Origin of the sequence: Vibrio sp. Isolate25, from assembly GCF_022398025.1 — a bacterium.
Taxonomy (GTDB): domain Bacteria; phylum Pseudomonadota; class Gammaproteobacteria; order Enterobacterales; family Vibrionaceae; genus Vibrio; species Vibrio coralliilyticus_A.
Genome location: NZ_JAKEUT010000006.1, coordinates 83277 through 96699 on the forward strand (window position 1 = coordinate 83277; position 13423 = coordinate 96699).

The following is a 13423-nucleotide window of genomic DNA, read 5'->3' on the forward strand; positions in this document are numbered from 1 at the left end:
GCCAATGAGAAATCATTGGCTTTATTTTATGAATATAACGCACCTCGATATTTCAGGCTGCTACTTAATTGATCTTCCAAAGTTTGAAGATCATCGCGGCGCCTTTATTAAAACCTTCCATCCAAGCTTCTTTGAAGGTACGCCAATTTCTGAGTTTGACCTTCAAGAAGAGTTTTATTCTGTATCGAAAAAGAATGTTCTGCGGGGACTTCACTTTCAAGAGCCACCTGCTGCACATAACAAAATCGTGACTTGCCTAGAGGGGGAAGTACTCGACTTCTTCGTTGATATCCGGAAATCATCCCAGACTTATGGCAAGCTTGTTACGGTGGAATTGAATGCAAATAAACCACAACTTGTCTATCTCCCTAAAGGTATTGCTCATGGCTTTCTTACGCGATCAGAGCATGCGACGTTGCTTTACAAAACTGATAATGTTTATGCGCCAGAGCTAGATAAGGGTATTTTATGGTCAAGTGTGGGCCTAGACACTGAGGGTGTACCACTAGGAGAATTGATTATTTCTGAGAGAGATCAATCATTTCCCAGTTTAGAAAACTATGAGAGCCCATTCTTATGAAAGTATTAGTGACAGGTGCGACAGGCTTTATTGGTCAGCAATTTATTGCCACCTTGAGAAATGAGTATGACGTTCATGCATTGGTAAGGGCAAACAATGGCTCTATTACAGGTGCTCATATTCATGAATACGATGGAACAATCAGTTCAATTAAGGCTGCGTTAACGGACATTGATGTCGTCTTGCATCTTGCTACCTGTTATCGGGTTGCCCATCAGGAAAGTGATATCACCCCGATGCTAGAGGCTAATATTGTATTTGGCACTCAACTACTCGAAGCGATGAATCAAACGGGCACATGTCGAATCGTCAATGTAGGTACAACATGGCAAAAGTTTGAGGGAGAGCATTATCGTTACGCCAACCTATATGCTGCAACCAAGCAGGCTTTTCAGGAGTTATTGAATTTCTACTCTGATGCTTATAAATGGCATAGCCTACATTTACATTTCAACGATACCTACGGCAAAGAAGATCACCGAAAAAAAATTATTCAATTACTGATTGAAACCGCTGAGAAAGGCAATGATTTAGATATGAGCCTCGGTGAACAAAGGTTTGAAGCTTGCCACATTAGTGATGCTATTAACGCGTTGAATGTAGCATTAAAGCGAGTCGCCTTATCAGATACTCCTAGACGTGAGGAATTTTCCATTTTAACTGGGGATGACACGTCGCTAAGAGAGCTAGTTAGCCTTGTTGAAAGTGTTACCCAGCTACCACTCAGAATCAATTGGGGGATGCGCCCTTATCGTGACAGAGAAGTAATGGCTCCTCCTCATCATGCTTATACCCCACTTCCCGGGTGGAAGAAAAAAATTTCACTGCAAGAAGGTATTAAAGATCTTTTAGGTCCAAAATAAAATGTTTGATTTAACATCGACTACCAATCACTTTAATAAATATACAGCAGTAAAGTCTCAATTATTGTGGAGTAATGTAATAGAGCAAGAAGAGGCGGTCGAAGTCTCAATCACAATTCCTACTTATAGAAGGCCAAAACTTCTACTGGAAGCCGTAAAGTCTGCTGCTCAGCAATCGGGACATATCAAGTTTGAAATAGTGATTGTTGATAATGACGATAGTCGAGAATTCTCTAAGCAAATAATAGAGAGTTTAAAAGGTATAGACAGTAATATTCGTTATTATATTAATGATGAAAATATCGGTATGTTTGGGAATTGGAATCGATGTATTGAACTTGCCGACGCAAGTAGAATTACAATACTTAATGATGATGATTTACTCGATAAAGACTGGTTAGATATTGTTTCAAAATACAAAAAATATAGTTTTGTTAAAGTAGATAACCAGAGCTTTACCAACCAAAGTGATATTCATCCATATAATGGTGATAAGAAAATAAAAGAAAAAGAACTTAAATTAAAGGATTGCTTTTGGGGAAATATTAACCCAGGCTCGTTGGGCATACTTATGGATAAACAGGTGTGCTTGGATATTGGAGGCTTTAACCCGGATTTATACCCTACAGCAGATTATGACTTCTTATGTCGCTATATCAATAGTTATAATTCGATTAGAGTTAAAGCGAATCTTTCTTATTATCGATGGGCTGAGAATGAAAGCATGAAGAAAGAGGTATTAGAAAGGTTTGTTTGTAATGATTTTGATATGAGAACACGTTTTTATAAGCAGACACCTCTAACGACCTTAACATGCAGAGTGCTATCTATGAGGTATTTTGAGCGTTTATCTCGGGTTAACCCTAATCTTGATTTCAATGTCATTAAAGAACATATGAATATTACAGATCGTGATTTGAATATCATGCGTATTTTCCGTATTCGATTTTTCTGGTCTGTGCTTAAAGACGTAACAAAGTTGTTTTTATAAAGGTGTTCTCTATGAAAGTTTTTGTAATATCGTTGATAGAGTCTACTGAGCGACAAGAGAGAATCCAGAATACGCTAGAAGCTCAAGACATCAAATTTGAGTTCTTCAATGCTGTCGATGGACGAAAAGGCCTGCCTGAAGACTTGATCAATTTACCGGATGATCAACATCGGAGAATATTTCGTAGCAGACCATTAACTCCAGGTGAGCGTGGTTGTTATGCCAGTCATTATCGTCTATGGCAAAAATGCATAGAACTCAATGAGCCGATTTTGATTATTGAAGACGATTGTTTGCCTACTCACTTTATGAAGTCGTCTTTAAACACTTTAGGGCAAATGCATAATAGAGGTTATGAATATATTCGAGTTGAGCCGCAAAATGGCAAAGCGACTCTATTAGAAGAGATTAATGGTTCTCACAGTGTATTTTGGCACGATAACCGTGGGGGAACACGTGGATACAGTATTTCTCCTAGCGGCGCAAAGAAGCTTCTTGATAAGAGTAAGCGCTGGTTATGCGCAGTGGATAACCATATCGGTGAGTCATACCGCACAGGTTTAAAGTGTACCGGTATTATTCCTTATTTAGTGTTAGATCCTGCAGACATGGGAACCACGATTCAAAATAGCGGAGCGAAACTCAAAACGCCTATTTATTTTAAAGTGACTCGTGAAATTTATCGTTTTTACGTTTTTATACGACTGTCTTTATGGAATATGAAAAATTGTAGGCTCTAAGTGTTATAGGTGGAACGCTTTCCCTGTAAAGTCTGCAATGGCATGTGCGGGGTTGCCACCTATAACGGTATTGCCGTCAAACTGACGAGACACAGTAGAAGTACTTGCGATAACGGAATTGGTTGCTACGTGAGCCCCTTTAAGAATCGTAGACCTAGCGCCAACCCATACTTTATCTTCAATGGTTATTGGTTGATCTGGATTAGTTTGTTGATTTTCTGAATCGGTAATTTTGTGTAGATCTGAATCCATAAATAGAGTCTGCCAAGAGACTAAACAGTTGTGACCGAAAGATATTTCTCGATGACAAACAATAGTCGCTTCGCCCGTAAAGTTGCTTCCCGAACCAATGATTAATGTTCCAGTGATGTGAAGTTTGGAACCTGTGCCTATCTTAATGTGATGGCCTAACTTAATGTGCCCGTTTTTATCAACGTTCCATATAAAGCGAGAGTATTTGTTGTCTGCTATTTGTACACGCCCAAACCCTAGTTTGATTTTCCCTAGTTTGGCAGACTTTGGAATAGATACTTTACCGCCTAAAGACACAAACTTGGTGCGATGATTAACCAGAATTGGCAATTTTATCGCTTGGCTAAATGGAAGGTAATAAAAATTAAAGAAGAGTGTTTTGGGTACGCATCTCACATAGTTGTATAACTTGGACAACTTCTTCAAACTCATCACTTTTCTCCAAATATGTATTGGACTGTTTTTTCGAGTGCGCCTCGGTTCCGCTCCACTACATTTAAGGCTGCTTGGCCTTGTTCACCCCTGAGCGCTGGAGACTGAAGAAGCAAAATGATTTTGTCTGCTAGATCAGACTCTGAATTGATAATTTGACAACTATTTGCAGTCAATAACTGTTGTGTGATGTCGGCAAAATTAAAATAACTCGGTCCAGTCAGGGTTGGTTTTGAGAGTGCGGCCGGCTCTAATAGGTTATGCCCTCCCACTTTACTTCCAATCAAGCTCCCCCCCATAAAGCAGACGTCACTCGCGCCAATAAGTGTCAACATTTCACCCATAGTGTCACCTAAATACACTTTTGTATTTTCTGTAACTGCTACTTTGGTTGTCCGACGTACAGTTGTGAAGTGTTCACTGCATTGTACCATGACATCATTAAATCGTTCGGGGTGTCTAGGAACCAGTATGAGTAGGGCATTTGGTACATGCTCAACAACTTGTGAGTGGGCAGCGAGTATTTTTTCATCTTCACCTTCATGGGTGCTGGCAGCAATCCAAATCGGGCGAGAGTAGCCTAACTCAGACCTGAGTCGGTTTGCCGTTTCTAATTGCTTAGCTGAAATAGAGATATCGAACTTTATGGAGCCTGAGACATAGACTTTACTTTGTGGTATTCCCAGTTTCTCAAACCTTTTAGCATCATCTTTGTGCTGACAGATGACTTGGCTTAAAGCAGGAGAAAAGCTATCAAACAAAGGCTTGATTTTTGTATAGCCTCGAAACGATTTATCGGATAAACGTGCGTTTGCGATAGTGATAGGAATATTCTGTTTAGATACCGCTATCAATGTATTGGGCCATAGTTCAGTTTCGATAATGATTAACTGTTTTGGCCTGACTGTTTTTAAAAAGGTTTTGACTGCCCAAGTAAAATCCAGAGGCATATATCTATGTTCGGCATATTCCTTTAAATTTTCTGCCTGCTTAGCACCTGTTGGAGTTGTAGTAGTGACAAGGATTTTAGCATTTGGCTGGGCTTGATGTATCTTCTTAATCAACGGTGATGCAGCAATAACTTCTCCCACTGAAACAGCGTGAATCCATATGACCGGCTTTTTCTCAGGGTTGTTCAGGCTAGGTGTGAAACCGAAATGTTCTTTCCAGCGAGAGCCCACGGAAGGTTTACCAAGCTTATGTTTATATAAGCTTGGTAAAAGGAAAGGAAGAGCAATGGCTAGTAAAAGTGTATATAGAGCTCGTATCACTTGAGGAGATCTTCCGGTTTTTTATGTGTCCATTTACTACGAGGTTTATCTAGGTATTGAAAGTGCTCATTTGTAAATGTGCCTTGTATACAGACGTACTTTCTTTCTTTGTAAGCAACCTGTTTATTTTCTAGAACCTCAGTGATCACCATCGGGCCCGTTAAAAAATAGACGCCTTGCGCAATATTTCGACTTTCAATGTTCTCGACAATCTTGTTGATGGCTAATTCATAATCTGGGTTTTTTGGTTCTGATGCGAGAAAGAAGTTTGTAAAGTGTTGATTCTTTTCAAGCTTCACATACATCGCGTTATCATCTTGAGGCAGGATATGCTTGAGCGGCCATACGAGTGTTGCGTCTATATCCATGTAAATACCACCATGGGTATAGATAGTAATGAGTCGCCATAAATCAGCTTGTGCAGCACCATCGTTTAATTGCATGTAAGCGTTATATACTCGCTCAGAAGAATTTGCTTTGATGAACTCGGCACGTTCTTCTGTACTAACATAGCGATACTCATAATCTAATGACATCAGGCGATTGAACAGATAGTTAAGATAAACAGGTAAAGTACTTCGTTCAGAGAAGTTGGTTTGCCATATTATCTTGGGAATCTTGGTTTGCTCACTAGAAACCACTTTCGGCTTAGACAAAGATGGAATCGTAAAGCGTTTATTTGGAAACAAAGCATGAAAAGGGTATGACAACATTTTAAAAATGTTGCCGATGAGCCTAATGAGTCGATTGGAAACTAAAATTGATAGATTTTTCATTGCTGCTTATAAAATTCCGAAATGAAGTTATTGGCTCGATAGGGCACGGGAAATTGCATCTGTGATTTGTACCGTGGACGGTATTGAGCCATCAGCATTCATCACGATATCATGGTGCTCATACAAAGGCGTATATCGAAACGGCACTGTCGCATAGAAAATGCCTACAGTTGGTGTATGGGTCGATATTGCAATGTTCCGGACGCCAGTATCAGGAGCTACCATTAACGTTGCTTTCGCCGTTAAGTCTACGAGTTCGTCAAGTGGCAAACACGGCTGAATTTTAAAGTTAGGATATTTTAAAAGGCTTTGACAAAAATCCCCTTTCTCAAAGTCATTTTTGCCTTCCAGATACACGTGAGTATGAGTTGGGTTCTCTTGGACTGCCTTCTCTAATACCGCAAACATTTGTTCTTTGGATAATATTTTTCGCAGCTGCGAGGCGCCGTTAAAATAGAGCACATAGGGAGCTTCAGTGTCTACCAGTTCGCGATGATCTGGATAGGCAAAGTCTAGTGGGTGAGAGGGGTTGTGGCCTAGTAGCTTGAGCATATCTAACATGCATTCCACTTCTGGCTGAAAATCAGAGCGATGAACGGCAACATTAAATAAAGTACCGCAGAAGTACCATTTGTATGGAAAGCCTATTTTTAGTTTGGCTTTACTTAATGCTGTCATCCAATGAGAACGGTTAGTGCTCGCCAAATCAAAAATTATGTCTTGTTCGCCTAATTGTTTGATGTTTTGTACTTTTTCTTTGACAGGTGTTGTTTTTCCAGGCTCTTTTCCTGGCATCACATGAACATGATCAACCAAGTCACTCGGTATTCCATACATATAGTTAGAGACTGGCACTAAGGTTATCTCTGCGTTAGGAAAAAACTTCCGTGCTTCAACCAAAAATGGGCGAACAACAACCTGATCCCCAAGTGCTGCGTGTCTAATTACTGCTATTTTCTTGATTTTTTGAGGCTGAAAATCATCTTGAATATACTTGCGTGCTTTTTTAGAAGCGTAAGCACCACGCTCAAACCATAGGTGTTTCATGAATTATTGCTCTAGAAATTTATCAACAGCATTGATGACTTGAGAAGGCATTAGTTTATTGAGACAGTCTTGGTGACCAAGTGGGCATTCTCGTTTGAAGCACGGCCGACACTCAACGTCAGTATGCACCATTTCTAACGTGTCAGTCAGAGGTGGCGTATATTTTGGTGAACTAGAGCCGTAAATAGCGACTATATTACACCCGACCGCCGCAGAAACATGCATTAAACCTGAATCGTTTGATACAACGGTATGACAGGCTGCCAACAAATCCACCGCCTCGATAAGGGATGTTTTCCCTGCTAAATTAAAACAGTATTGTTGTTGTTCTGGTGTAAGAGCTGATTTAATTTTTTCGGTGACAGCTCTGTCTTTTTCTGAGCCGAACAACCAAACTTGTTGGCCTTTATCTATAAGATATTTGGCAAGAGCTGAGTAGTGCTTTTCTGGCCAGCGCTTTGCCGGGCCAAACTCTGCCCCAGGACATAGGCCTACGACTGGAAGTTGCTTCTCTAGACCTAGTTTCTGACGAGCCGCGAGTTGAGAAGTGATGTCGACTGTTAGGCTTGGCTTTGGGCAATTAGCCAACGCCACCTCTTCCAGCATAGAGGAAGAAGATGAGGCGAGCGCGACATACCGCTCGACCATATATTGAAAAACACGCTTGTCAGGACGAAGATCTGTCAGCAGACCGTATCTGAACTCTCCTTTCCAACCTGTTCGTTTCGGTATTCGAGCAAAGCATGGAATTAGAGCTGATTTTGCTGAATTAGGTAAGATGTATGCATGACTATAATTATTTTTACGTAGTTCATACCCAATAGCTCTTCGACCAAACAGGTTGAAGTCACCATGACCAATCGGCATCTCTATGGCTTGATGTACTTCAGGCATACGCTCTAGTATGGGCTTACACCAAGCAGGAGCAAGGACATCCAGCTCACAGTCTGGATGTTTGGCTTTGAGAGTCTTATACAAGCTTTGCGACATCACCATGTCGCCAACCCAAGAGGGACCGATAATGAGAATTTTCATTTAGGAAGCTAGGGTTCATCTAATAAGTCAGTTCATGCTGCCATGATACTTCATTCTGTACGACTTTGGCAGGGTTACCAACCGCAATGACGCCCGGTGGGACTGATTTAGTCAAAGTAGAATTAATGCCAATGATCGATCCTTCACCGATAGTCACTCCTTTTAAAACGGTTACATTATCGGTTAGCCAAACCTTAGAGCCAATGTCGATACTTTGAGCACTGTTGATGCGTTTTCCATCTTTAGTAATATTATGACCATCACTGGTCATGATTTTTACGTTTCGGGATAGCATGCTTCCTTCACCTATTCTGAGCTTAATTCCATTTTCTCTGGCGGATAGGTAGCAGTCATGGCCTATGATTGTGTTGTCATCAATTATTAAATGACAATTATTACCATCTATTTCAATGTTGCAACGACGCAAGTTTGCATTTTTTCCTATTTTTAGGCTGTTGTTCTCTCCTTTAATAACAATCTTACATTGTCGTATTTTTGAAGATGGATCTATTGCGAATTGATGTCGACCCGATATTTTTATTTTGTTTCTTAGTCTGTTAGTAAAACTGAACATTGTATTCACCTATATCTATCCATATCATTTTTATATGGTATAGCTCATTAACTAAAATATAAAGCAATGACCATGAAATGACGTTGTCTATTACTGTGTTGAAAACACAGCTAATATAGTTGGGTTTATGGCTATTGAACGTAGTTATGATTGAGTTGTGCTAAACACTTGGACAAGTCTTTGGGTGAAACCAGTTGCTTTCGTGTTCTTGATTCGTCGGGTAAACATCAACTATTAAGAAGGTCGTGGGATGGATATGTGACGTTAGGTTTGTGTTAGTGTTGGTGAAATTCGGTTCAATTTAATTGTCATATATGGTCTAATAGCGTCCATTTCTCTTGGTTTGGTAGTGTTTAGTGAAAGTTTTTGTTATTAGTTTAAAGCGTAGTCCTGAGCGTAGAGAGTACATCAAGAAGCAGCTAGACCAACTTAATATTGATTTTGAGTTTTTTGATGCAGTTGACGGCAGAGCAGAGCCTCCTCACAAATTGTTCGAAAATTATAACTATGCTAAACGACTATGGCTTACCAGCGGCCGAATGCCCTCGAAAGGAGAGCTAGGTGTATACGGAAGTCACTACCTTCTGTGGAAAAAGTCTATTGAGCTTGATGAGCCTATTATAGTTTTTGAGGATGATGCAGCAATCTTGCCTTCATTTCCGAGTAGTTTAAAAGTGGTTCAAGAAAAAATCGATAGTTATGGATTTTTGCGTTTAGAGCCTAAAACTGACAAAGGGGTTTTGTACCTCAAAGAAGAAAGTGATAATTTTAGTATCTCTTTTATGACAAATAACTATGGCGGACTCAGGTGCTATGCGATTTCACCGAGTGCTGCTAAAAAGCTTGTTCGCCACTCTAAACGATGGTGCATGCCAGTAGATAACTATGTTGGCTCTTTGTATCTACATGACATGCCGTCTTATATCCTTTCCCCTGCTGTTGTTGAAAACCCTCAAGAATTTGCAACAACAATTCAACTGGGTGAAGAAAGTAAAGCTAGGTGGTATCGAAAGCCTACTCGTGAGCTTTACTCCCTATACAGAAAGCTTATCTTGCGTATTTATAATAGAAAGTATCAATGAAGAATGTAGTTCAGCAATTGGAGAAGGTGTTTCTTTTCTCTCCAATTTTTTTAGTTTTAATCTCAATATTTAACTTCACAGATACTAAATCTTTGGTTTCAAGGGTTGCTGTTATCGTTAGTGTTTACAGCATAATAAGATATAGACAATGTATTAAGAGTAATTTTAACCAGTATAATTTCAAAAGGTTTTTTTTAGTTAGTATTCTGGTTTTTGCATATTTTTCTATTATGCATGTTTGGAAAGATGATAATTTTGGGTTGCCTAGAACTTTATTAACATGTTTGATTTATTTATCTGTTGTTCCTTGGGTTAAATTCTCTAATTATTGGATATATAATACGATTATATTTTCTGCATCTGTATGTGGGCTTAATGCGATATTTGAACATTACTATTTAAACTTAGCTAGGGTTGGTATGGCGACCAATCCAATACCTTATGCCCTTTACTGCTCTTTTGTGTCTTTATCGTCTTTAGCGCTGATTAAACACTATGAATCGAGAGTTATTCAAGGTTTATGTATTACTGGCTTCTTATTGTCTCTCTGGGCGTTGGTTTTGACTGATTCTCGTGGTGTCTGGGTGGCATACCCAATAGTAATGATGTTCGTGATTTATAGGGTTTTCAACGCCTTATCACTTGTGAAGCTGGTGGCTGTTACACTGATTGGTCTGAGTGTTATTTATTTTTCGTTTAAGCCTATGATAAATGAACGTATTGACCGAACAGTGGCTGAGTTTAATTCTATAAGCAAAGGAAACTATGAAACATCTATTGGAGCGCGATTGGCACTATGGGAATTGGGGGCTGACGTTTGGATTGAAGTGCCTATTACTGGGGCTGGCGATGTTGTGTTAGAGAAAAAAATTAGTGAAGTTCCTAATAGAGTTGCCTATCGACAACCCCATCTCCATAATCAATATGTAGACACTCTTGCTAGGTACGGTTTAGTTGGTCTGTCAATTATGATGGTTTGGCTTTTTTACCCAAAAAAGCTGAATAGGGCCAAAGAAGAAGAGAGTGTAATTACCCAAGTGTTGATTATGCTTCTCTTCATTGCAGGCCTATCCGATGTACCTTTTCACCATACGCATGTGGTTTATTTGTTCACCTTGGTAGTTGGTGTATTCTCTTTGAATCAGATGGACTCAAGGTCAAGTTAATCTGGTTGATGGAGGTTACTCATGATAGTACTTTGCTAGCTTCTCAATATGTGCACTCATCGAAAATTCTGACTGTGCTCGTTGATAAGCTAGAGCTGAATTTTTCTTCATCAACTCATTGTCAAGAAGATAGGACTCTAGGCTAGCTGCTATTTTCTGAGGCTCTAATGGGCTTGTTAGTATAGCTGTTGATACTAGTATTTCTGGCAGCGCTCCAGTATTGGCAGCTACTATGGGTTTCTTGGCTGCCATGGCTTCTATTGCAGTTAAACCAAAAGCTTCATTGTGATTTGGTAGGCATACAATATCCATTGCCGCTAGCATACGATTAGTATCTGTCCTAAATCCAACTAGATGAACGCGCTGGCTTAAATTTAAGTGTTTAATTTTATTTTTTAGCTTGTGAACGAAAGTGTTGTCCGAACCTTCTGAAACATCTAACCCTCCGACTAGTAATAGATGAAGCTCGGGGTATGTGTCTTTCAGTAAATTGAAGGCCTCTAAGAGTTCCATTTGACCTTTACCAGAGCAGACCCTACCAAGATTACCAACAATTATACTATCTGTAGGTAATCCCAATTCAACCTTTATAGTGGCAATTTGATTTGGGTTCTCAATTGGCTGCTTTGGGATGTCAGTGCCTAGCCAGAGTCGGGTAATTCTATTTTCAGGTATAGGGAGTGCTTTTAGGTTACGTCTATAGGTTTCATCACTGATCGAAAAAATCTGGTCAACATGTGAATATGCCCACTTATGGTAAAGGTCTTTTTTAGGGCGAGTAACCCCCATGTGTTCTGTGAAAAAAGTTTTCCGTCTAGTTAATAAACTCAGTAGTGCAGAAACAAGAATATCACCAGATTTATGGCAATGAATAATTTCGACGTTTCTTTGCTTTAACCAGTGGTTCAGTCGTAAAAGTTGAGATGCTATTTGCCCTTTGCTTGATATCTCAAAGGCTTCGATACCAGACTCTCGCATTCCTGAAGCAACTTGTGTACCCCTAGTGCATAGGCCATAAACTTTATAGCCACGCTGAAGAAACTCTTTGCCAGTTCTAATCGGATACATCTCTAATCCCCCCCAACCTTGGGAAAGACAAATATGAAGAATTGCTGGTTTTGTCACAACTTACCTTTATTTAGTGAAGAGGCAATAAAAAAGGTGGCATTGAAACCACCTTTCTATAGTAAGCCTTTAAAATATCAGAGGCTACTTGTTTATCTTCTGCATATATTCAGCAACACCTTCGGATACTGTTTTAAACTGGTGATCACAGCCTGCTGCACGTAGTTTTGTTAGGTCTGCTTGAGTAAACTCTTGGTATGCGCCTTTAAGGTGCTCAGGGAATGGAATAGTTTCTATTTCACCTTTACCATGGAACTTAATCACGGCTTTAGCGACTTCTTCGAAAGATTCAGCATTCCCTGTACCTAAGTTAAAGATACCTGACTGGCCACTTTCTAAAAATGATAAGTTTACTGCTGCAACATCACCGACGTAAACGAAGTCACGCTTGAATGTTTCACTGCCAGCAAACAGCTTTGGATTCTCGCCATTATTCATTTGGTTGTTTAGGTGGAAGGCTACTGATGCCATAGAACCTTTGTGCTGCTCGCGAGGGCCATAAACATTGAAGTAACGGAATCCTGTTACTTGAGATAGTTTCTCTCCATGTTCCTCAGCGTCTTGCCAAATGCGGCGTACATAGTTATCAAACTGCTGCTTTGAGTACCCGTATACATTTAGTGCGCCTTCGTATTCTTTTTCTTCGATAAATGTATCAGTTTCACCATAAGTGGCTGCGGAAGAAGCATAGAGAAATGGGATTTCACGCTCTAGGCAATAATGAAGTAGTTCTTTCGAGTATTCGTAGTTGTTGAGCATGACATACTTACCATCCCACTCTGTCGTGGCTGAGCATGCACCTTCATGGAAAATTGCTTCAATCGGGCCGAAATCATCGCCTGCCATGACTTGAGTTAGAAAATCGTCACGATCCATGTAATCAGCGATATCAAGATCTACAAGGTTCTGGAACTTTCTACCATTTTTAAGGTTGTCGACGACCAAAATGTCGTTAATGCCTTTCTCATTTAATGCTTTAACGATGTTGCTGCCAATCATGCCAGCACCGCCAGTTACGATGATCATAGTCAGTCTCTGTTAGTTGTATTAACATGGAGTATATCAGTGATAGATATGCGAGTGAAACTTACATGAATCAAGAAAGAGCAGTAGCATAGTGAATTTGGTCATCTAGATAATAGGTATGGAGATGAATTTCATAGCGTGATATATGAAACTATTACAAATCACACTAGTAAGAGGAAAGATAACGCTTTATTTCACAAGTGATTACAGCTAACTCAGACCCAATCAGTGCAACAGTGGGTTAGTCTTAACCATTGTATTGAAAGAACTTTAAACTATGACTAATTTAGCGAAACACTACAGTTTGCATTGTAAACATTGTAAGTGCTTGGGCTTGATGTAGAAAAGAGTAGTCAATTGGTTTGAGTAAGATAAAATAATTGAAGTCAAGATATTAATGAAAACAATTGAGTTGACGCTATTTATAGATACATAGAATGTATTCTGCTTAAATAAGTTTTTT

Annotated in this window: 14 protein-coding genes; 6 read left to right on the forward strand and 8 right to left on the reverse strand. The window is 39.6% G+C overall.

Annotated elements, in window-relative coordinates:
- Window positions 1-4 precede the first annotated feature (4 nt).
- Genes L1D15_RS13835 through L1D15_RS13850 form a run of 4 tightly spaced genes read left to right on the forward strand, consistent with a single transcriptional unit; the run spans window position 5 to window position 3174 of the window.
- Window positions 5-580, forward strand: a complete 576-nt coding sequence (locus L1D15_RS13835; RefSeq protein ID WP_239876151.1) for a dTDP-4-dehydrorhamnose 3,5-epimerase family protein — start codon at window positions 5-7, stop codon at window positions 578-580.
- Entirely contained in the window at window positions 577-1443 is an 867-nt protein-coding gene (locus L1D15_RS13840) for an NAD(P)-dependent oxidoreductase (protein ID WP_239876152.1), read from the forward strand. Before L1D15_RS13835 ends, L1D15_RS13840 begins: the two co-directional genes overlap by 4 nt.
- 1 nt (window position 1444) lies before the next feature.
- On the forward strand, window positions 1445-2434 hold the full coding sequence (locus L1D15_RS13845; protein WP_239876153.1) for a glycosyltransferase family 2 protein: 990 nt from the start codon (window positions 1445-1447) through the stop codon (window positions 2432-2434).
- An 11-nt stretch (window positions 2435-2445) separates the two neighbouring features.
- Window positions 2446-3174, forward strand: a complete 729-nt coding sequence (locus L1D15_RS13850) for a glycosyltransferase family 25 protein (protein ID WP_239876154.1) — start codon at window positions 2446-2448, stop codon at window positions 3172-3174.
- Window positions 3175-3177: 3 nt separating this feature from the next.
- Here the strand turns inward: L1D15_RS13850 and L1D15_RS13855 are convergent, their stop codons facing one another.
- From L1D15_RS13855 to L1D15_RS13880, 6 genes are read right to left on the reverse strand one after another with little or no spacing between them, the layout of a single operon-like run.
- Window positions 3178-3858 carry an acyltransferase gene (locus L1D15_RS13855; protein ID WP_239876155.1) on the reverse strand — a complete coding sequence of 227 codons (681 nt, stop codon included), beginning with the start codon at window positions 3856-3858 and terminating at the stop codon, window positions 3178-3180.
- Entirely contained in the window at window positions 3858-5129 is a 1272-nt protein-coding gene (gene waaA / locus L1D15_RS13860; protein ID WP_239876156.1) for a lipid IV(A) 3-deoxy-D-manno-octulosonic acid transferase, read from the reverse strand. The genes L1D15_RS13855 and waaA overlap by 1 nt, the downstream gene beginning before the upstream one ends.
- Window positions 5126-5905 (reverse strand): glycosyltransferase, encoded by a 780-nt coding sequence (locus L1D15_RS13865; protein WP_239876157.1) that lies wholly within the window; start codon window positions 5903-5905, stop codon window positions 5126-5128. Before L1D15_RS13865 ends, waaA begins: the two co-directional genes overlap by 4 nt.
- Before the next feature lie 27 nt (window positions 5906-5932).
- Window positions 5933-6952 (reverse strand): glycosyltransferase family 9 protein, encoded by a 1020-nt coding sequence (locus L1D15_RS13870; protein ID WP_239876158.1) that lies wholly within the window; start codon window positions 6950-6952, stop codon window positions 5933-5935.
- Window positions 6953-6955: 3 nt separating this feature from the next.
- Window positions 6956-7987 carry a lipopolysaccharide heptosyltransferase II gene (gene waaF, locus L1D15_RS13875; RefSeq protein WP_239876159.1) on the reverse strand — a complete coding sequence of 344 codons (1032 nt, stop codon included), beginning with the start codon at window positions 7985-7987 and terminating at the stop codon, window positions 6956-6958.
- 19 nt (window positions 7988-8006) lie between these two features.
- A complete protein-coding gene (locus tag L1D15_RS13880) occupies window positions 8007-8561 on the reverse strand; it encodes an acyltransferase (RefSeq protein ID WP_239876160.1) in 555 nt (184 codons plus the stop codon).
- A 356-nt stretch (window positions 8562-8917) separates the two neighbouring features.
- Here L1D15_RS13880 and L1D15_RS13885 point away from each other — a divergent pair, with 356 nt between their 5' ends.
- Entirely contained in the window at window positions 8918-9643 is a 726-nt protein-coding gene (locus tag L1D15_RS13885; protein WP_239876161.1) for a glycosyltransferase family 25 protein, read from the forward strand.
- Window positions 9640-10809 carry an O-antigen ligase family protein gene (locus tag L1D15_RS13890; RefSeq protein WP_239876162.1) on the forward strand — a complete coding sequence of 390 codons (1170 nt, stop codon included), beginning with the start codon at window positions 9640-9642 and terminating at the stop codon, window positions 10807-10809. Before L1D15_RS13885 ends, L1D15_RS13890 begins: the two co-directional genes overlap by 4 nt.
- Before the next feature lie 15 nt (window positions 10810-10824).
- Here the strand turns inward: L1D15_RS13890 and L1D15_RS13895 are convergent, their stop codons facing one another.
- Both L1D15_RS13895 and rfaD read right to left on the reverse strand, forming a co-directional pair.
- Entirely contained in the window at window positions 10825-11934 is a 1110-nt protein-coding gene (locus L1D15_RS13895; protein ID WP_239876163.1) for a glycosyltransferase family 4 protein, read from the reverse strand.
- Window positions 11935-12018: 84 nt separating this feature from the next.
- Complete coding sequence (gene rfaD, locus L1D15_RS13900) at window positions 12019-12960, reverse strand: ADP-glyceromanno-heptose 6-epimerase (protein WP_239876164.1); 942 nt, start codon at window positions 12958-12960, stop codon at window positions 12019-12021.
- Between the last annotated feature and the right edge of the window lie 463 nt (window positions 12961-13423).